Genomic DNA, 19,363 nt, shown 5'->3' with positions numbered 1-19,363 from the left:
AACCGTGACCTTTTCGGAACTGCTCCAGGGCATTCTGGCGCGGGTCGAGGGGAGTATCGGCATAGCCATCATGGGACTTGACGGACTGGCCATCGAACATGTGCAAGTCCCATCCAAAATGGATTTGGGGGAGCGGGTCGCGTTGATTGCCACCTCGCATGCCACGCTCCTCCGCAACACGATGCGCATGTCGTCCGACACCGGGGTTGGGGCACTCAATGAACTCACCCTGATGTCGGACAATTTTCTGCTCGTCGTGCGCCTCATTGGGCGCGAATACTTTCTCATCATTGTTCTCAACCCTGGTGGAAATCTCGGACGCGCGCGTTTTGAGCTGCGTAAAGCCCACTTGCTCCTCGAAAAGGAGTTCGTCTAAAACGTCTGGCAGGTAGGGCGGGAGTTTTTTCGTGTCACCTGTTGCCTTTGCCTTGGCAAAGGCTTTTTTGTTGCCCAGAGGCTTGCGTTGGTATGTCCCACCGAATTGAAGGTTACGCCCAGCCGGCAGGTTTGACACCGCCACCTGGCTTCAAGCCACTCGGAACGACAGGACTGTGGTGCCATCCGCTGGGTTTTGGCTCCTATCGCGTGGAGGAAGACGAACCCTCCCATGAAGCCGCACTCCGGGCCTATCTGGAGCGCGGGGGGAATCTGATTGACACCAGTGCCAACTACACGGACGGCGGAGCCGAACGCACAATTGGACGTGTCCTGCGTGAGACCGACCGTTCGGCGGTGATTCTCGTGACCAAGGCCGGTTACATCCAGGGAGACAACATGCGTTTGGCCCAGAGCCGCAACTTTCCCGAAGTCGTCAGGTATGGCCCGGGACTGTGGCACTGCATCCACCCGGAATTTCTGGCCACCCAAATCGAGCGCAGCCGTGAACGCATGGGCGTTGTCACGCTCGACGTCCTGCTGCTGCACAATCCCGAATACTTCCTGATGGCCTGCGCCAAGCGTGGCATTACGGCGGCTGATCACGAAGCGTTCTACCGCCGGATTCGGGAAGCCTTCGCTTTTCTCGAAAACCAGGTTGCAGCAGGTGTCATCCGCTTCTACGGCATTTCGTCAAATCACTTTCCTTTGCCGGCTGATGACCCGACGCATGTCAGCCTCGCGCGCTGTCTGGCCCAGGCAGAGTCAGTGACACCCAACCATCACTTCAGAGTTGTCCAGTTTCCCCTCAATCTTCTCGAAACCGGAGCCGTCACGGAAATCAACAACGATGGCCTCACGCCCCTGGAATTTTGTGCTACCCACGGGCTGGGCACGCTCGCCAATCGCCCGCTCAATGCCTTTGCCCGGCAACGTCTGGTACGGCTGGCGGACTTTATCCCGCCCGGCAGTCAGGTGTCGCTGGATGACCTTTCCCGGCAGTTGTCGCCGCTTCGGGAGCACGAGGCGCTTCTGGCGGCTGATTTCGGACTCCCTCTGATGTTCGGGAAAGGGTTGGCTGACTGGCTGCTTCAGCTTGCGCCCCGCCTCGATTCACCACTCGTCTGGGAGCAGAATGCCTACCGGCTGGTCATCGCTCCGGTGCAGCAGTGGCTGGGACAGCTTGAGCTACCTTCCCGTCACAAAGCTGCTTTCCAAAGCTGGCGCGAGCGTTTCATCGGGCTGGCCAATGACGCGCTGGCTTCCGTCGCACATTTTGCTGCCGCCCAGGCCCAGCCGCAGTCGGATGAGATACGGCGGCAGCTCCGCGCGTCTGGCTATACGGATGACGGCCAAACACTCAGCCAGATGGCCATCAATACCCTGCGCAGCCTGCCCAACCTGAGTTGTGTCCTTGTGGGGATGCGTCAGGAAGCCTATGTCACCGATGCGCTGGGTGTTCTCGATCTGCCCCCGGTGGATGGCGTGTCGATCCTGCGGCAATCGGCGACAATCCAGCTTCAGGCGGCTGCGCCGTGACACTTGATCGCGGGAAGTTTTACAGGCAACCGGGGCCGATGAAGGTTGGTGCGGTGATGGCATTGTATTCGGTGCTCGCCTTGGAAAGCCGCGTGAAGAACCCGGCGGCACTCCCCCCCAGCACAAACACCCCGTAGTTGGGGAGCCAGCCTTCAGCATCCGCTTGGACTTCAAAGAAACGTTGCACCACGAAGTGCTCCGGCAGCGCCAGCTCGACAGCCTTTTCCCATATCTCCGGTGTGACAAAGGCCCCACACACCGTTTCGGCACCCTCGCAGCCATAGTCACTCTTGAGCACCCACTGCTCACGCTCGTCAAGCAGGCGTTCATTGTCCATGCTTGTCAGGCGGTAGGTTTCAGGAATGAAACGCCGGATGAGGTCCTGGGCTTCGGACGGGAAGCGCGTCATTTCTTCCCAGAAAAAGGCCAGCGAAAGTTTGTTCTGGGTGACAACGGCTCCAAACGGATTGACCACCGTGACCTGGCCTTGCAGGTCGGCATCCAGCAGCGCCAGCAGTGGTTCGGTCAGCGGTTCGTCATCCGGGTAGCCTTCGGCATCGGCCCAAACCGGGAGCCGTTCACCCCACCAGTCGGTTTTGTAATGGCGCAAAACCAAATCCACTGGCTCTCCAAGCAGGGCCACACCGGTTGGCGTCCGGCGCAGGTTGTAGGGCGAGCCAACAATGACCTGAATGTTCTCCGCTTCAAGCCAGCGCGAAAAGGCCGTGATCATGCACAGGTCTTCGGTCAACTCGGTTGGATACACGATGCCCACCCGCGTCAGCGGCGCTTCCGTGCGCTTGGCGTGGCTTTCGCGCAGCATGGCAATGAAGCGGGCAGGAAACTGGGTGTTGGGATCGTCCAGTCCGGGATGCGCAGCCTGGCGAAGCCGGTTGAGCCAGACGGCTTCGGGCTGACCCGAAGGCGTATCGCTGTTGAGTTCGCAGCAGCGGATATGGCCATCCGTACACAGGAACAGATCGGCGCGCGCCATGCCGTGCCACAGCCCGCCGGAGGCGTACCACATCATCTGCTGAAAGGGCGTGAGGTGGTAAAACGCCGTCAGATGGCCCGGGGCGTCAAGCAGAATTTCAACCAGTGCCTGGTGCAGATACGTGACCGCTTCCGCCGCTTCGGCCAACCGCGCAGCCAGCTCCGGGGAGATAACCACACCCTGCAAACGGAAGCGTGGTTCGCCCCACAGCCACGGATCGGAGAGTACGCCCGTGGCATAGACGGCGCGCGCAAAGTCAGCATAGTCATCCATCGTGGTTTCATCCCTGACGCAAGGTAGGCGTGGTGCGTCAGGATGATACCCTAGCGCGCAAAACGTCGGGCGACATCGTCAATGATGTCCGGCGTGACTTCCCGGATGCGGCGCTGGACGGCTTCCCGCTCGGCCTCAATGCGGAGCTTCTTGCTGGCCGAGATGCGCACAAAGAACGGAACTTTTTTCAGCACGATGTTCATCCGCTCCACGGCATCGGGATTCCAGACGATTTCGGCCTCCGGGATGGCTAGGGTCGTTTCCTGCGCCTGTTTCCGTTCAAGGCTTTCGACGGGCAGGTGACGGAACAGCAGCTCGAACAGGAAGTTGCTGATTTCCTGGGCGAGATACACCACCCCGGCATAGCCCATGAACGGTGTTCCGGTCGCGCGCCGCACAACGGGGCCCGGAAAGGAAGCCGGGATGTAGCCGGTCAGCAGTTCGAGTTCGCTGATGTAGATTTTTTCGTTGATGGAGCCAAACATCAGCATGGGCGGGTCGTCGAGCAGAGTCTGCCGGATGTCGCTGGCGCTGTAGGCCAGCGGCCCCGACTTGGCCTGCCGCGACGCCACCACCGTGGGACGCATGCCGAACTCATCCTGCAGGACGCGCCGCAGCCCCTGCGCATAGGTTTCGCCCGCCGCAACGCCAAAGCTTGACGTGCCGAAGAAGTCCTGGTGCGGACTGCGCCACAGGTCCCAGAAGGCTTTGAGCGTCGTCTGCTTTTCGCGCGCGATGAAGGCTTCAGCTTCCGACTGAAGCCCCAGCATCCGCCCCAGCTCACGCAGAAACGCCGTCGTATCATGGATACCAAACGGGGCGTAGAGATAGGGCTTCTGCATCCGGGTGGCCAGACTGGCTCCGAATTCCCGGTACATGACAATGCAGGCGTCGCACATATCCACCGTGGCCAAATCGGCAATGCGGGCGCGCAGCGGCAGGACACAACCCACTTCCGCGCCAATGCCGCGCACCAGCCGTTCGATTTCGGCCAGGTCTGAATAGCTGTTGAAGCAGCCATAGGTCGGGCCGATGATCGTGATCCGGGGTTTCGTCTGCTTGGTCGCGGACGCGCGCAGGTCCTCGGCATCGTAGCCGGATGACGCAAGCAGCCAGTCCCGGTGTTCGTAAAGATAGAGCAGGGCAGCATCCCGCCCCTGCCATTCGTCATCCTGGAGGGCCCGGCTGTCAAACTGTGCCACGGCATCGTCTGTGCTTGACCCGGATTCAAAGCCATCCGTGCTGATGAGTTCACTTTCCTGGGTCGTCAGCACGATGGTTGCCCGCCGCCGCTGGTTGAGCTTCGAGCGGCCGCTGAGGGTCGTCCGCAAAATGGGATTCGTGCCGTCCAGCGTGACTTCCCGTTCGGTGAAATCGGTCGAAATGACGTTTGGCAGGTTGGGAAGGGTGTCCGTGTAGTTGAGAATCGAAGTGATGGGCAGTGTGTAACATCCGACCGGGCCGTTGATGACGACCTGCAAATCCGGCAGACACCCAAAGGTGAACAGGGCACCCCAGAAGGCATTGCTGGTGTCCACATCCCGTTTGACGTTGAGCGTGAGTCCGGCACGCAGCGCCGTTTGGGCAAGGTTTTCGACTTCCTGTGACAATGGCATGGGTGAAACGCTCCCGGTCAGGTGAGAATGTAATGCACTGGTACCGCTGCGGACGCCTTCACGGCAGAGATGGGGCTGGGGAACGTCGCCCGGTGTGAGAAAAACATCTGAAAAACATTTCAGGGTGGACGCCGCCGCCTCCACCCCTGTCACCAACTTACCATGTGAGTGCGATTTTCAAACACTCCGGGTCACGCAACGCCACCGTATAGGCCCGGTTGGGATCGCGCGCCGGTAACTGGTGCGTGATGAGTTGGTGCAGCGCCGCGTCATGGTCGGCCAAAAACCGGAGGGCGGCCGCCAAGTCGGTCGCATCCCACTCGCCGGCAATGTCGAGCCGGATTTCCTTGATGAAAGCCGGGCCGAAGGCAAAGCGGATGTCCTCGTAAAAGCCCAGCGAGCGCAGATGGCCGCGCTTTTTGAGGGCGCGCACGGCCGTGTCGAAACAACTCACATTGCCGGTCGCCTCGACGACGACATCGAAACTGTCCGACGGAATATCCATTTCCTGATGGACCACGATGAAGTGATCGGCTTCGCCCAGCCCGACGCGAAAGGGAATCGTATCGGCAATGGTCACTTCCGCGCCGTACTGGGTCAGCATGCGCGCCGCCAACTGCCCGACGATACCCTGCCCCAGTACCAGAATGGACGGACGGGTCCCGGGCGCAACCAGGTCCCGTATGCCGTGGTGCGCCGTGGCGCCCAGCGCGAGCAGCAGTGCCGTTTCATTCGAGATGCCAGCCGGAACTTTGATGGGACGTTTGGCATCGTTGACCGATTCCGAAACCTGACCGCCAAAAACCGAGAAAAACCCCTCGTAGCGAACCGTGCCGGGCAGGAACACGCGGTCGCCAACCTGAAACTGTGCCGGGTCAACGTCCGCACCGACTTCGATGACCTCACCTACATTCTCATAGCCGGGAATGAGCGGATACCGAAGCTGCGGCATTCCAGGCAGTCGCCCTTCAAGGGTCATCCGCTCCGTGCCGGCGCTGATGGAGGTCAGCTTCGTGGCGACCCGCACCGAAGTCGGCGTCAGCGGGGGCAGGGGAATGGATTGCAGCCCGATTTCGTGCGGGGCATAGAAAACGATGGCATCCATACACAAAAAACCTTTCAGGCAGGCGTCGCTGCCGGATGGGAATGCTATCGAACGACGATGTTGACCAGCCGTTTGGGAACAACGATGACCTTGACAACGGTTTTATCTGTGATCAGCGCGCGAATCCGCTCATCGGCCAGCGCCGCGGCTTCCAGGTCGGCATCAGAAAGGTCCGGCGCGACGAGAATCCGGCTTTTGAGTTTGCCGTTGACCTGCACCGGAATTTCCAACTGCGGTGCGCGGGCCAGCTCCGGGTCATACGTCATCCAGCGCGCCTGAGCCAGCGAAGTTGTGTGGCCCAGTTCCTGCCACAGTTCCTCGGCAATGTGGGGGGCCAACGGCGTCAACATCAGCACCAATGCCTCCAGACCTTCACGCATGGTTTGGACATCCGTGGTCTCTGTCGTTTCACCCACCGCCGTGTCGAAGTCGTAAAGGTCATTGGTCAGTTCCATGCACGTGGCGACGACGACATTGAGCCGCAGTCCCTGCTCGAAGGCCTCCGTTGCCCGCGCCAGCGCCCGGTGTGTGGCGCGCCGCGTCACTTCTGCCGCCGGAGAAACCGTCACCGGCAAACCCGTGACGCTCCGGCAGCGGTCACGCCACCGGTGAACCAGCCGCCAGACCCGGGCCAGATAGCGCATCGCACCTTCGGCCGCCGGATAGTCATCTGCACCGTATTCATCCGTGACCCGCTTCCAATCTACTTCCCGTTCGGGCGGGGCCGCAAACAGGATGGACAGCCGCGTAGCGTCCGCCCCGTAGCGCCGGATCATGTCGTCCGGGTCCACGATATTCCCGCGCGACTTCGACATTTTCGCCCCGTTGAGAATGACCATTCCCTGGGTCAGCAGCCGCCTGATCGGCTCGCCAAAGTCAATCAGCCCTAGGTCGCGCATCATCATCGTCCAGGCGCGGGTGTAGATCAGATGCATGACGGCGTGTTCGTCGCCGCCGATGTAGAAATCCACCGGAAGCCAGCGCTGGACAATCTCCCGGTCGAAGGGACACCGGTCGTTGTGGGGATCACAGTAGCGGAAGTAGTACCAGTTGGAGTCCACGAAGGTGTCCATGGTGTCGGTGTCGCGCCGGGCCGGAGCGCCACAGTTGGGGCACGTCACCTTTGTGAACGTCGGATGGGTTGCCAGCGGTGCGCCGACTGAGAAATCCAGGTCTGGCGGCAGCGTAATAGGCAGGTTTTCTTCCTTTTCCGGCGAGATTGTCCCGCAGGCGTCACAGTGAATCATTGGGATGGGCGTGCCCCAGGCGCGCTGCCGGGAAATGCCCCAGTCGCGCAGCCGATACACAACCGTGCGTTTCCCGAATCCGTGGGTTTCGGCATGGTGCGCCATGGCCTGACGCGCTGCGGCCGAGGTCAGGCCGGAAAACGGCCCGCAGTCGGAGCCGAGTACACCTTCATCCATGAAGGGCACGGTTGAAATCTTCAGTGTGGACTGTGGATCACTGGGCGTTGTATCCCATACGACCCGGCGAATGGGCAGCCCGTACTTGCGTGAAAACTCGAAGTCCCGTTCATCGTGCGCCGGAACGCTCATCAGTGCGCCGGTCCCATACTGCGCCAGAACGAAATTCGCCGTCCAGACCGGCAGCCGCTCCCCGTTGAAGGGATTGATGGCATGGAGACCGGTCTCCACACCTTCTTTTTCCCGCGATTCCGTCCGCTCGCGCAACGACTGCGCCGTGATCCGCGCCACGAAAGCCGCGACCTGACTCCGCACGGGCGAGCGTTCAAGCAGTTGCTCCATCAGGGGATGTTCCGGCGCGACGATGATGGCATTCGCGCCATAGATCGTGTCCAGCCGGGTCGTGAAGATGCGCACGGTGAGAGCCGGGGCCTCGGCCAGGGCAAAGTCCACTTCGGCCCCTTCACTGCGCCCAATCCAGTCGTGCTGGCGTTTGAGCACGTGTCCGGGCCAGCCGTTCTTGAGTGGCCCTTCAATGCCAGCCAACAACTCCTCGGCGTAGTGTGTTTGGCGGACAAACCACTGTTCAAGTTCCCGTTGCTCCACCGGCGTGTCGGGATGCCGCCAGCAGTAGCCCCCTTCCGCCTGTTCATTGGCCAGGCTCGTGTTGCACTTCGGGCACCAGTTGACCGTCGCCCGCTTGCGGTACACCAATCCCTTTTTGAAAAGCTGGATGAACATCCACTGATTCCAGCGGTAGTACTCCGGCTGGCAGGAGGCAATCTCGCGGCTCCAGTCGTAGCTGAAGCCCAGCCGCTGGAGTTGGGCACGCATGGCAGCGATGTTCTGGTAGGTCCACTCGTCGGGGCGCGCGCCCTGCTTGATGGCGGCGTTTTCGGCCGGAAGCCCGAAGGCGTCCCATCCCATCGGGTGCAGTACGTCGTAGCCCTGAAGCCGTTTGTACCACGCGACGGCATCACCAATGCTGTAGTTGCGTACATGCCCGAGGTGAATGCGCCCGGATGGATACGGGAGCATTTCCAGCATGTAGTAGCGGGGGCGGCGGCCATCATCACGGACGGCAAAGGTGTTTTGCTCGCGCCAAATCCGTTGCCATTTTTCTTCGACGACGTGTGGTTGGTACTTTTCGTGCATAGAGGGAAAACCGGTTTCCTGAGTCGAGCGTTGACCCGGTAGCGCTTATGGTGTGGTCAGGTTTCAACGCCAAAAAGCATGACCCAAAGCGGCGGAAGGGTAAAGGTAAGCTGTCCCGGCAGGGAGAACACTCGCCAAAAGAGACTGGTTTCTGTGCAGCCAGCCCGTTGATAAGGTCGCGCCTGATTCAAGCTGGCGGGGCGAGTTGTTCGAGCAACCGTGTCACCTGATGGCGGGCAAGGTGAAAGGCTGCCCGGTTGACGATACAACGCGCGCTCACCGGTGCGATGTCCTCCAGAACGGCCAACCCGTTTTCGGCCAGGGTGCGGCCGGTTTCGACAATATCCACAATGCAGTCGGCCAGCCCCAGCACCGGGGCCAGCTCAACCGAACCACTCAGCGGGATGATTTCCACCGGCGTGGCGCGGGCCTGAAAGTGGCGCTGCGTGATTCGTGGGTACTTCGTGGCCACACGGAGTTTTGACAGATGGTTGGCTTCCCGCCAGGGCATGTCAGGGAAGCCGGCCACCACGAGCCGACAGCAGCCAAAACCCAGATCGAGCGGTTCATACACGTCCGGTTCCTGTTCGAGCAGGACATCCCGCCCGCAGACCCCGGCCTGGGCAATGCCGTGTTCAACATAAATCGGCACGTCACCCGGTTTGACGAGCAGAAAGCGGTACTCGCCGCGCACGTCGTTCAGAACGAGCCGCCGGCTGTCGGGTTGCTCCGGCGGCAGCACGATACCGGCCTGCTCCAGCCGGGCAAGGGTCGTTTCCTGGAGGCGGCCTTTGGCCAGGGCAAGCGTCAGCACGGCGTTATTGCGGATTGCGCACGCGCCGCTCGCGCGTGACTTTGGAAGGTGCCGGGCTGTCGGCTCCGTTTTCTTCATCATCGCGTGGTGGAGGAGTGGTGGAATCGCTTTCCTCTTCCTTCGCTTTGCCCTTCATGCAGTCGGCAATCTGCGGCCCGTATTCCCTGGCGGCGGCAGCCAGTCCCAGGTACACCGTCTGGAACGCCTCGAACGTAATTGGTGTTTCGGTACGCAGCGACCACTTCAGCCCAATGTCCTGCTCGCGATCGACAAAGAAACTTCCAAAGGCCAGGGCTTCGTTGGCACTGAGTAGCAGCGCACGCAGGGCATCGGCGTTCTTGGCCTCGGCAACGTTGCCAAACGCATAGGAATACAGTCCGACCATTTTCTTGCGCGGCGAATGAATCACCACGATGTCAAAGGTTTCGCCGGTGGTTGCGGTGTAGTGGCTGACGATGGTGTTGGGGTCCTTGTCGGCGCGCTCCAGCCGGACGCCCTTGATCTGGCGCAGGTAGCCGCGCAGGGTTTCGTGCATGGGCTTGGGTTTGGGCGCGGCTTCTGTCTCCGCTGGTGTCTGTCCGGCTGGCCTGGGGGCCGGCGGTTTGGACTGGGGTGCAGATGGGGTCGTGCGCGGCGCTCCGCTGCCAGGGGTGGTTTTCGGACGACTTGGACTGGTTTCCTGGGCTACCGGACCTGACGGCCCAAGCAGCAGCAACGCCAAGGCAGCCAACATCGGGTTACGCATCATGTGTGGAGTCCCCACAAGGTGCAGAATTAGGTCTTGCGGCGGCAGGTTGCAAACACCCGGCCGCGTGAACGGTATCACAGCCAGACGCCCGGAGTGCGGTTGGGCTTGACGCGCTCATATGAATGAAAAGCGGAATGAAGTCGGGTTGTGCCGGTCTCAGGTTGGTGAATCATAGCGAAACTGCTGCCCACGCCGAATGAAGGGCTTTTCAAAGCACTCCCAGGACAGTTTGGCCAGCGCCAGAACGAGGCCGGCCGCACCAATGGTCACGGCGATCCGCGGAAGGGTTTGGAGGTGGGGCGCGGTGCCAAACACCACGGCGTGGGCCAGCCCCAGTACCGGCACGTGCAGCAGGTACAATCCATAGGAAAACTCGCCCACGCGGACAAACCCCCACCAGCGGAAAAAGCCGGCCAGCCGACCCGCGCGGTGCGTCAGCACCAGCCAGAACAGCATGGTGTAAGCCACCGCCTGGGCAAAGTAAAAGGTCGCAATCTGCGCCGGCGCATAAAAACTCAGCCGCCGGCTGTAGAGCAGCCACAGCCAGCCGCTCGTAAGGGCAATCAACGCCCACCACCAGCGCCGCTGCTGCTCCAGCCAGGACCAGGCGGCCGGATCGCGGTAAAGCAGCGCCGTCAGCACCCCGAATCCCAACGCATCGAAGCGCAGCGGCGTCAGCACATACTGCGCCGTGGGGTTGTTGTAGGGCGTCAGGGCCAGCCCAAAACGCAACAGCGGCGCGGCCACAATGAACCCGCCGACGACCAGACGCAGATGCTGCGGCGGAACGTACCGGATAAGCAGCGGCAGCCCCAGGTAAAACTGTTCTTCGACAGCCAGCGACCACGTAGGCGAAAGCCAGTACGCGCCATACTCGCCAGCGTAGGCCATAGCCAGATTTTGCAGATAGAGCAGGTAGCTGGCCAGCCAGCGCCCGTCGGTGGCGTTCAACTGTCCGACCGGACGCTGGATGAGCCAGTGCATGGCTTCGCCTTCACTGATGCCGGTTGTGACCGCCGCCCAGACGGCCAGCCGCGTGATGAGGAAAGCGCCCACGACGGCATAGTACAGCGGAAAGATGCGCAGAATACGCCGCAGATAAAACACCCTGAAAAAATTGGGCGACGTGCGCACGTCGTACAACACTCCTGCAATCAAAAAACCGGACAAAATGAAAAACAGGTCCATGATGCCAATCGTCCAGCCCAGATAGTCAGCGATGTGTTTGAGCGGACCGGGCGGCGACTGGCGGGTGATGAGGTGGACATAGTGAAACAGGACGACGACCAATGCGCCGAAACCACGGATGCCATCCAATTCGATGAGGCGCTTCGGGTCGGTGGTGGTCATGCCGGATGTTTGTCCCAAGCTTCTGCAAAATGGCGTATCCCGCCACAGCGAAAAAAACAGCTTTACTGGTAACGTGTCGTTTACACAGCAGGCATAAGGTTGGGCCACTCTACACAATGTCCAGTTGTCCTCAATGAACTTTCTCTTCCACTGCCCGGCTGCCTGCGGCGTAGATACCCGTTAGCCGTGCAGTACCGACTCAGGAGTTGAAGTCAATATGCACATTACGATGAATCAGACGCGCTGGCGCTATGTGGCGTCAGTGTTCGTGATTGGTATGGCCTGTGCGCTGCTCGCGGTGTATGGGCCGTGGCCGCGGCCGATGAGCGCCAACACCGCCGCCCGTCCTTCCACAGCGGCGCCGGCCGTCCCGGCCACGACGATGATCCTCTATGTCGAAACCTTTGACGGCATCGGCAGCGGTCTGCCGTCGGGCTGGACGGTGCGTACCGGCGCGACCGCCACCTCGCTTGGCACACCAGCTTCATTTTCAACCACGCCCATAGACTGGGCAAACACCAGCGGGGCCTTCAAAAACTTTGCCTCGGCCAACAATGCCGGTTTCAACGCCTCAACGCCCGACACAACCCAAAACAGCGCCCCGGACCGGGCACTGGGCATCCGGCAGACCGGAGGTTTCGGCGACCCCGGTGCGGCCTTTACCTACCAACGGAATACGACCGGGGAAACCATCACTGCTGTCAGCTTTGATGCCCAGATGCTGAGCGTCCAGCCGCGCAGTACGACCTGGACGCTACAATACGGCGTCGGCGCAAACCCAACGTCCTTCGTGACGCTCGCCACCTACACTGACCCCGGCACGTGGGGCAACACCAACATCTCTGTGACGCTGTCGCCAACGCAGTCGGCCGAGGTGAGCAACCAGCCCAGTGTCTTCTTCCGCATCGTAGCGCTGAGTGCTTCAAGCGGCTCCGGCAACCGTGACAGCTTTGGCATTGACAACTTCACGCTGACCGGCGGCGGGCCGCCGCCAACCGCGCCGATTGTGCCGTCGTGTCCGGGGACCGTGGCGGCGTTTCAGGGAACGACGGCCGTTGCCTGCGGGCTGAGCGCCACGGATAGCGACAGCATCGTCAACAGCGCCGTCGTCTTCAGTGTCACGCCACCCACGGCTGGCTTCTCCATTGTGGACTTTGTTCCGGCAACCGGCGTCGGCGGCACAGCCACGGCCACCCTGCAGATTGCCAACACCGTGCCGACCGGGACCTACAGCGTCGTTGTCCGCTGGTCAAACAACGACACCCCGCCCCAGACCGAGGATTGCACCATCACGGTCAACGTCGTGGCGGCAACACCGGTCACGCCCATCAACCAGATTCAGGGGACAGGCAACACCTCGCCGCTGGTCAGCACCGTGCAGACGACCGAAGGTGTGGTGTATGGGCTGCGCAGCAACGGGTTTTTCATCCAGACGCCGGACGGCTCTGCGCTCGATGATGGCAATCCGAACACGTCCGAAGGGCTGTTTGTGTTCACGGGCAGCACGCCGCCGGTGCAGATTGGGAACCTGGTGCGGGTACGGGGTACGGTCAATGAGTTTGTGCCCTCGGCTGACCCGCAGCAGCCGTCGGTGACGCAGCTTTCGGGGTCACTGACGATTGCCCGGCTGGCGTGCAGTGTTCCCTTGCCGGCACCGACGGTCATCACTCCGGCCATTGCCAGCACGCCGTCGCCACTGGAGCCGACCCTGCCGTTGCGCTACGAGCGGTTTGAGGGGATGCGGGTGGCGGTGCAGCATCTGGCGGTGGTGTCGCCCACCGGCGGTTTCATCAATGAAACGAATGCCACATCAACGACGAACGGGCGGTTTTTTGGCGTTGTGGCGGAGGTGTGCGGCAGCGGCTTTTGCGCCGACCGTCCGTTTCGTGAGCCGGGCATCCGCTTCCCGGACACTGTTCCCAATGGCGGAGTGACGGGGACGTTGCCGCCGCCGGTCAACGTGCCGCGCTGGGATGCCAACCCGGAGTTGCTGCGGGTGGACAGCACGGCGCAACCCGGCACGACGGCGCTCAACGTGCCGTCGGGGGACTTTGATCCGAGTACACCTTATCCGGCCATTGTGACGAATCTGGTCGGAGCGATGGACTATGCGTTTCGCACGTTCACGATTTTGCCGGAAGCGGCCAACCCGCCGGTCTTCTCCAACAACGGCGATCCTGGGGTAGGCGAGGCCATCCCGCTGTCCGTCCGTCCTGCAACTGACCTCACGATTGCCTCGATGAACGTCCAGCGATTCTTTGACGACCGGAACGATCCGGGGCGGAGCGAACCGGTATTGACGCCGACGGCGTACAGCAATCGCCTCAGCAAGTTTTCCCTTCAGGTGCGGAACATCCTGCGCAACCCGGATGTCATTGGGTTGCAGGAAGTGGAAGCGCCGACGGACAACCTGACCGTTGTCATCAACGATATGGCGGCGCGGCTCAACACCGACAACGGCAATCCCACAAACAGCAACCTGGCGCTCCCGTTTTACGTGGGGTACATCTTCCCGACCAATGACGTGGGCGGTATTGCCGTGGCCTATCTGGTCAATACCAACCGCGTCACAGTGAGCAGTGTGACGCAGGTGGGCGCGACCGATACGTATGTGCGGCCGGACAGTTCGACGGCGATTCTCAACGACCGCCCGCCGATCATTTTGCAGGGGGCGCTGGGGGGCTTTGCGTTTACGGTCATCAACCTGCACCAGCGTTCACTGAGAGACATTGACACCGGCGGTTCTCCCGTCAACGGCTATCCGAATGAGGGCTACCGGGTACGCCACAAGCGGCAGTTGCAGGCCGAGTTCGTCGCTAACCTCATTCGCCAGCGACAGATACTGAATCCGAATGAGCGCATGGTGGTCATCGGCGACTTCAACGGCTTCCAGTTCAACGACGGTTACGCGGACATCTACAACACGATTCTGGGCAATGCGCCGACGCCGCCGACCAGCGGCGCAAATGATACCCGGGTCGTGCTGGCACCGACGGCCGCGTGGAATCCACCGACGCCGCCGCTGGTGAGCCTGACAGGGACGGCGGTGAACTCGTCGAACTATTCCTTCCTGTTTGACGGCAGCGCCCAGACGCTGGACCAGGTAGCCGTCACCCAAAACCTGTCGGGTATTGCTTTCTCGGAAACCGCGCGGGTCAACGCGGACTTCCCCGAAGTGGACCGCAACAATGCAGCGTCGCCCAAGCGGCTGTCGGACCACGATCCGAAGCGGGTCGTCATTTCCGTGCCGACGGCGACGCCGGTGTTGCAGAACTGCCGGGTGTCGCTTGGCATCACCGGGCAGACGCTTTTGGGCAACACCTGCGGGCCACCCAACTACGCTGGCGACCTCGTGCTGACGGCTGTGCTGACGAACACGAGTACCCAGACCATCTCGGATGTCTTTGTGCAGGTGGTGGGACTGGGGTATCCCGACAGTACGCCGACCGGCGTGATTGTGGCCACGCCCAACCCGCACCGGCTGCTGACGGCGGATGGGGCCACGTGCAGCAGTGGCGGGCAGGCTGGCGCGGACCAGTCCACGGTCGACGGGCAGGTGCCGATTGGCAGCAACACGCCGATTGGGACGCTCAATCCGGGTGAGTCGCGGACACTGACCTTCCGCATTGCCCTGCCGGCTGTGCGGCGGCTGCGGTTCTTTGTCAACGTCTTTGGGGTTGGCGGGACGGCCTGCCCGGTGGCGTTGAACGAGGGGCGGGCGTCGGGGCCGGTGATGGCAACGACGATGTCGCTGGAGGGTCCGGCGTTTGGCTTTGAGGTGCTGCGGGACAAAGGGCGGCTGACGGTGGAGCCGCTGGCTTCCGGCCGCTCCACTGCGATGCAACCCAGCGGCGGGCGGCGGCGCTAAGTTTCAACAAGCTTCAATCTGGTCGGGCGCACCCGGCCTGATTTCCGGCGGTCATGCTCTGATGCGGGCGTGACCGCTTTTTTGTCTGCCGGACAGCTTTGGAATGCCCTTTGTGCCGGGTGAAAGCGTTCCCTTTGATAGCGTTGACAAGCGGCTTAGGCCGGGCGTAAACAAAGGAGCATACGCTTGAAAACGGTCTGTTGCGGCAGGTTTTTCAGCCACGCAGGTCATTTTTGGAAAAGCAGCTTTTTGTGTGCGGTCCCTGCCACGCTCAGCGTATCGGGCGGCCGCTTCTGTGGAGTGTGTCAGGGCCGTTTGTATCTACTTATCACGCTGCCAGCAGCGTGATCTTGCACAGCATTATGAGGGAAAACACAGATGAATGACATCACGTCTTCTCCATCAAATAGGCGATCTCATTGGCGCTCGATGTGGCGTCGCCTTCTGCCGCTGGTTGTGGTGGTCACGGTTCTGGTAGCCGGCATCAATGTACCTTCCCACGCAACTGCCAACGGTGGGAACAATGCAGCCGGGAATGGTCACTGCGGCTTTGCGATGTTCCCGGAGGTGGTCTTTGTAAGCCAGACCACGACTGAGGTATCAGGACCGTCCAACAGTGACGGCGATGGCTTCTTTGAACCCTGCGAGACCCTGCAATCAGACATCACAGTAATGAATGTGGGTGACACGGAGACACCAGTCAGTGTCCTCTTTAGCACAGTGACACCAAATGTGACGATTGTCGGTGACGTGGAAAAACTTATTGATTCGCTGGCACCGGGTCAAAGTGCGAACATCCAGTTCACCTTCAAGCTTGAGCCGACCTTTACACCGGGGACGACCATCGAAGTCTACTTGTTCATCTCTTATACGCTACCCACTGCCGGGAAGAGCGCGAAGAATATCTTTGCGAATGGGCCAGTCAGTAGGTTATCCGGTCCGACCTACACGGTGCCAACGGGTTGTCCGTTGACGCCGGGTGGCACGCCTGACTGCACCACCACAGCCTGTGGAGCGAGTGCGGTGTTGCAGAACTGCCGCGTGTCACTCAACATCACCGGGCAGACGCTTTTGGGCAACACCTGCGGGTTCCCCAACTACGCCGGCGACCTCGTGCTGACGGCTGTGCTGACGAACACGAGTACCCAGCCGATTTCGGATGTCTTCGTGCAGGTGGCGGGTCTGGGGTATCCCGACGGCACGCCGACCGGGGTGATTGTGGCCACGCCCAACCCGCACCGGCTGCTGACGGCGGATGGGGCCACGTGCAGCAGTGGCGGGCAGGCTGGCGCGGACCAGTCCACGGTCGACGGGCAGGTGCCGATTGGCAGCAACACGCCGATTGGGACGCTCAATCCGGGTGAGTCGCGGACGCTGACCTTCCGCATTGCCCTGCCGGCGATACGGCGGCTGCGGTTCTTTGTCAACGTCTTTGGGGTTGGCGGGACGACCTGCCCGGTGGCGTTGAACGAGGGGCAGGCGCCGGGGCCGGTGATGGCAACGACGATGTCGCTGGAGGGGCCGGCGTTTGGTTTTGAGGTGCTGCGGGACAAAGGGCGGCTGACGGTGGAGCCGCTGGCTTCTGGCACGGCCATGCCCGGAACGCCGTCTGGACGGCGACGGTAGGTTTGAACCTGGTCAGGGTAGCCTGACCTGATTTCCGGCGGTCACGCTCTGATGCGGGCGTGACCGCTTTTTTGTCTGCCGGACAGGATTTGACGTGCCTTTTGTGCCCGGCGGAAAGGACTTGTTTGTGCTTGAAAGAGCTACGGCTGTTCCCGATGTTGCGCCAGTTTCCGGCGCAGGGTGGTGAGTCGTTCCGGGTCAAAATCGCGGACCGGCTGAAAATCAAGCTGCTGAAGCTGCTCGAACGCCTTTGCAAAGGCCTCGGCGGCGCGCCGGTAAGCCTGCTGCGCCTCGGCGGCCTGGTTGGCCGCTTCGAGTTCCGCCGCCTGCTGTTCGGCTTCGGCTCCAAGCGCCAGCCAGGCAACCGGGAAGAAGTTGCCCCGCACGCGAATCCCTTCCTGCAGGGTGGCGCGCAGTTCCTCCGGGGTGTCTTCCTCCTCGCACAGATGCGCCAGCTCCAGATAGGCCAGCGGGTCGTGCAGGTGACGGCCCAGGGTCAACGCGCGGTAGGCGGCCGGGCTGGCCACGAAAGCCTGCTCAATGGCCGTGACCACGGTGTGCAGGTCGGCACGGGCCAACGACAGATCGCTGCTCTTTGGCTGGGCTTTGGCTTTGCGGAGGCGTTCCAGCGCACGCCGGGCCGCCGCGTCCTGGAAATCGGTCAGCGCCGCCAGCCGTTCCAGATGGGGCTGGGCATACTCCCACGCGCCGAGCTGTCCGTAGGCCCGCGCAAGCAACAGGCGCGCCAGGATGTGCTCCGGCATCCCCGGCACGTCCATCACCTGAACCAGTGTCATGATGGCATCAGCCGTGCGCTCGCTACGCCAGTAGAGCGAGGCCAGAAAATAGCGGCACTCTGTGACCTGTAAGGCAAGCGTCTGCCAGAGGCCCAGATCGTCGGTTGAAAGATGGCGGGCGGCCAGTTGGTCAAAGGCCCGGGCCAGCTCCACCTGCGTCTGCTGCTGCCGGGATGAACCGGCCAGACGGCGGTCGCGGGCCGTACGCTCCAGTTGTTCCAACGCCACACGGTCGGTTTCCGTCAGTTTTGCCTTGATGGCGACTTCAAGCGCGTGGCGCTGTTCTTCGGCGGCATCGAGCGCGCGGTAGAGTGCCGCGATGGCCCGTCCGGTATGCCCCTGGGCATCGAGCACCAGCGCCCGTTCGTAGTGCCAGCGGACACTCTCGCGTGGAATCGTCTGAACCGCCAGCGCGCCGGCCGCTGATGCAGGGAAGCCGGACACGAGGCCCACCAGCAGGAAAACCCGGAGCCAACCGCCAACCAGTGTTTCGCGCCTTGCTTTCATCGCTTTTTCAAGGCTTCCGTCATGGGTGCGCCGGCGTGGATGATGCCGGGAGGAAGGCAAAGTACACGGCCGCGAGGATGAAGAGAAATGCCACGGCATAGTTCCACCGCAGCGGCTCGTGCAGGTAGGTGATGGCGAAGGCGACAAAGACCAGAAGCGTGATGATTTCCTGCAGAATCTTGAGCTGGAACGCCGTGAACTGCCCATAGCCCCAGCGGTTGGCCGGCACCTGCAGGCAGTATTCAAAAAACGCGATACCCCAACTGATGAGAATGACCTTCCACAGGGTGACGCCCCGGTGGCGCAGGTGTCCGTACCAGGCCACCGTCATGAACAGATTGCTGAGAATGAGCAGGATGACCGTCCGCATAGGCCAGATTTAGCGATGCTTGCACGGGACATCGGCGTGTTCGTTGACGAGCGGGATTTCCGGCGCGCGGATGGGAGCTGCGAGCGGGGTCTGAAGGATGGTTTCCGTTTCGCGCAAAAGCTGCGCAACGTCCAGCCAGGGGGTGTCCTGTCCGCCTTCGGCCAGGTTGAGGCGCGCTTTGTCAAACAGCACCTGCATTGGCTCGGCCCGTCCTTTGAGGCGGTGAATGTGGACGCCGCAGAGCTGGATGAGCCCCTGAATGACCAGCTTTTCGCCGTCTTCCGGCAGGCGCATCCAGAGGGATTCCCAGTCTTCGTGGGCGGCATAAAACTCGCCGCAGTTGAACAGGTCCGCGCCCAGCATCAGCCCCAGCCGCAGGTGAGGGAAACGCTCGGCGTAGCTGCTGCCGGTGGGAATCCGGTGTGCCCGGTCGAGGCTTGTCTGGTAATCCCGCCACAGCGCCGCGAGCCGGGCCGTAGGCAGGACGCACCGCACCCAGTGCAGAATGAAGCCGGGCGCATAGGGAACGACCTGCCCCAAGTAGGGAGCCGCATCGGCGCGCGTCAGGCACTGGGCTTCCAAACGCGCCCGCAGATGCGCCGGCGGGTCGTCGTCAAGGACGAGGCGGGTTGGGCGGTCGAGGCGCGCGGCGAGCTTGATGGCCTGGCGGTCGAGCCAGTGGAGATGCTCCAACGTGGGCAGGGCAAAGGCCAGCGACTCCGGGCAGCCAAAAGGGGGGATGAACGTCGGGCGCAACTGCGTGCAAAAGGCATCCCAACTTAGCGGTGAAGACATTGCTTGG

The 19,363-nt window shown here is 61.8% G+C and carries 14 protein-coding genes; 4 read left to right on the top strand and 10 right to left on the bottom strand.

The features are described 5' to 3' along the window. Positions 1-4 precede the first annotated feature (4 nt). On the top strand, positions 5-376 hold the full coding sequence (locus tag J8C01_RS07545; protein WP_211431509.1) for a roadblock/LC7 domain-containing protein: 372 nt from the start codon (positions 5-7) through the stop codon (positions 374-376). A gap of 92 nt (positions 377-468) precedes the next feature. Further along, positions 469-1,914, top strand: coding sequence for an aldo/keto reductase (locus J8C01_RS07540; RefSeq protein WP_211431508.1), 1,446 nt, complete (start codon positions 469-471; stop codon positions 1,912-1,914). A gap of 19 nt (positions 1,915-1,933) precedes the next feature. Here the strand turns inward: J8C01_RS07540 and J8C01_RS07535 are convergent, their stop codons facing one another. The 7 genes from J8C01_RS07535 to J8C01_RS07505 form a co-directional block, all read right to left on the bottom strand. Beyond that, the gene (locus J8C01_RS07535; protein WP_211431507.1) at positions 1,934-3,181 is read right to left on the bottom strand and encodes a glutathionylspermidine synthase family protein; all 1,248 of its coding nucleotides are present in this window, start codon (positions 3,179-3,181) and stop codon (positions 1,934-1,936) included. Between the two features lie 50 nt (positions 3,182-3,231). Further along, a complete protein-coding gene (locus tag J8C01_RS07530; RefSeq protein ID WP_014100014.1) occupies positions 3,232-4,797 on the bottom strand; it encodes a nitrogenase component 1 in 1,566 nt (521 codons plus the stop codon). 157 nt (positions 4,798-4,954) lie between these two features. Then, positions 4,955-5,902: a zinc-binding dehydrogenase gene (locus J8C01_RS07525; RefSeq protein ID WP_211431506.1), complete on the bottom strand. Its 948-nt coding sequence runs from the start codon at positions 5,900-5,902 to the stop codon at positions 4,955-4,957. 44 nt (positions 5,903-5,946) lie between these two features. Next, positions 5,947-8,481 (bottom strand): leucine--tRNA ligase, encoded by a 2,535-nt coding sequence (gene leuS, locus J8C01_RS07520; protein ID WP_211431505.1) that lies wholly within the window; start codon positions 8,479-8,481, stop codon positions 5,947-5,949. Positions 8,482-8,668: 187 nt separating this feature from the next. Beyond that, complete coding sequence (gene hisG / locus J8C01_RS07515; protein WP_249355410.1) at positions 8,669-9,295, bottom strand: ATP phosphoribosyltransferase; 627 nt, start codon at positions 9,293-9,295, stop codon at positions 8,669-8,671. Between the two features lie 4 nt (positions 9,296-9,299). Then, positions 9,300-10,043: a hypothetical protein gene (locus tag J8C01_RS07510; RefSeq protein WP_211431504.1), complete on the bottom strand. Its 744-nt coding sequence runs from the start codon at positions 10,041-10,043 to the stop codon at positions 9,300-9,302. 156 nt (positions 10,044-10,199) lie between these two features. Beyond that, entirely contained in the window at positions 10,200-11,393 is a 1,194-nt protein-coding gene (locus tag J8C01_RS07505; RefSeq protein WP_211431503.1) for an acyltransferase family protein, read from the bottom strand. A 217-nt stretch (positions 11,394-11,610) separates the two neighbouring features. On the opposite strand from J8C01_RS07505, the gene J8C01_RS07500 reads away from it, so the two are divergent. After that, the gene (locus tag J8C01_RS07500; protein WP_211431502.1) at positions 11,611-15,261 is read left to right on the top strand and encodes an endonuclease/exonuclease/phosphatase family protein; all 3,651 of its coding nucleotides are present in this window, start codon (positions 11,611-11,613) and stop codon (positions 15,259-15,261) included. 429 nt (positions 15,262-15,690) lie between these two features. Then, positions 15,691-16,887, top strand: coding sequence for a COG1361 family protein (locus J8C01_RS07495; protein WP_211431501.1), 1,197 nt, complete (start codon positions 15,691-15,693; stop codon positions 16,885-16,887). Positions 16,888-17,027: 140 nt separating this feature from the next. On the opposite strand, the gene J8C01_RS07490 is transcribed toward J8C01_RS07495, so the two are convergent. From J8C01_RS07490 to J8C01_RS07480, 3 genes are read right to left on the bottom strand one after another with little or no spacing between them, the layout of a single operon-like run. Further along, complete coding sequence (locus J8C01_RS07490) at positions 17,028-18,191, bottom strand: hypothetical protein (RefSeq protein WP_211431500.1); 1,164 nt, start codon at positions 18,189-18,191, stop codon at positions 17,028-17,030. Positions 18,192-18,210: 19 nt separating this feature from the next. After that, positions 18,211-18,561 carry a DMT family protein gene (locus J8C01_RS07485; protein WP_211421615.1) on the bottom strand — a complete coding sequence of 117 codons (351 nt, stop codon included), beginning with the start codon at positions 18,559-18,561 and terminating at the stop codon, positions 18,211-18,213. 9 nt (positions 18,562-18,570) lie between these two features. Beyond that, positions 18,571-19,356, bottom strand: coding sequence for a DUF309 domain-containing protein (locus J8C01_RS07480; RefSeq protein WP_211431499.1), 786 nt, complete (start codon positions 19,354-19,356; stop codon positions 18,571-18,573). Between the last annotated feature and the right edge of the window lie 7 nt (positions 19,357-19,363).

The sequence above is a fragment of the Chloracidobacterium sp. D genome, assembly GCF_018304685.1.
Taxonomy (GTDB): Bacteria; Acidobacteriota; Blastocatellia; order Chloracidobacteriales; family Chloracidobacteriaceae; genus Chloracidobacterium; species Chloracidobacterium thermophilum.
This window is presented reverse-complemented; position numbering and strand designations above follow the sequence as displayed.

Coding starts and splice junctions, on each gene's coding strand:
- J8C01_RS07540 (WP_211431508.1), top strand. CDS start 469: ATGTCCCACCGAATTGAAGGTTACGCCCAGCCGGCAGGTTTGACACCG.
- J8C01_RS07535 (WP_211431507.1), bottom strand. CDS start 3,181: ATGGATGACTATGCTGACTTTGCGCGCGCCGTCTATGCCACGGGCGTA.
- J8C01_RS07530 (WP_014100014.1), bottom strand. CDS start 4,797: ATGCCATTGTCACAGGAAGTCGAAAACCTTGCCCAAACGGCGCTGCGT.
- J8C01_RS07525 (WP_211431506.1), bottom strand. CDS start 5,902: ATGGATGCCATCGTTTTCTATGCCCCGCACGAAATCGGGCTGCAATCC.
- leuS (WP_211431505.1), bottom strand. CDS start 8,481: ATGCACGAAAAGTACCAACCACACGTCGTCGAAGAAAAATGGCAACGG.
- J8C01_RS07510 (WP_211431504.1), bottom strand. CDS start 10,043: ATGATGCGTAACCCGATGTTGGCTGCCTTGGCGTTGCTGCTGCTTGGG.
- J8C01_RS07505 (WP_211431503.1), bottom strand. CDS start 11,393: ATGACCACCACCGACCCGAAGCGCCTCATCGAATTGGATGGCATCCGT.
- J8C01_RS07500 (WP_211431502.1), top strand. CDS start 11,611: ATGCACATTACGATGAATCAGACGCGCTGGCGCTATGTGGCGTCAGTG.
- J8C01_RS07495 (WP_211431501.1), top strand. CDS start 15,691: ATGTGGCGTCGCCTTCTGCCGCTGGTTGTGGTGGTCACGGTTCTGGTA.
- J8C01_RS07490 (WP_211431500.1), bottom strand. CDS start 18,191: ATGAAAGCAAGGCGCGAAACACTGGTTGGCGGTTGGCTCCGGGTTTTC.
- J8C01_RS07485 (WP_211421615.1), bottom strand. CDS start 18,561: ATGCGGACGGTCATCCTGCTCATTCTCAGCAATCTGTTCATGACGGTG.
- J8C01_RS07480 (WP_211431499.1), bottom strand. CDS start 19,356: ATGTCTTCACCGCTAAGTTGGGATGCCTTTTGCACGCAGTTGCGCCCG.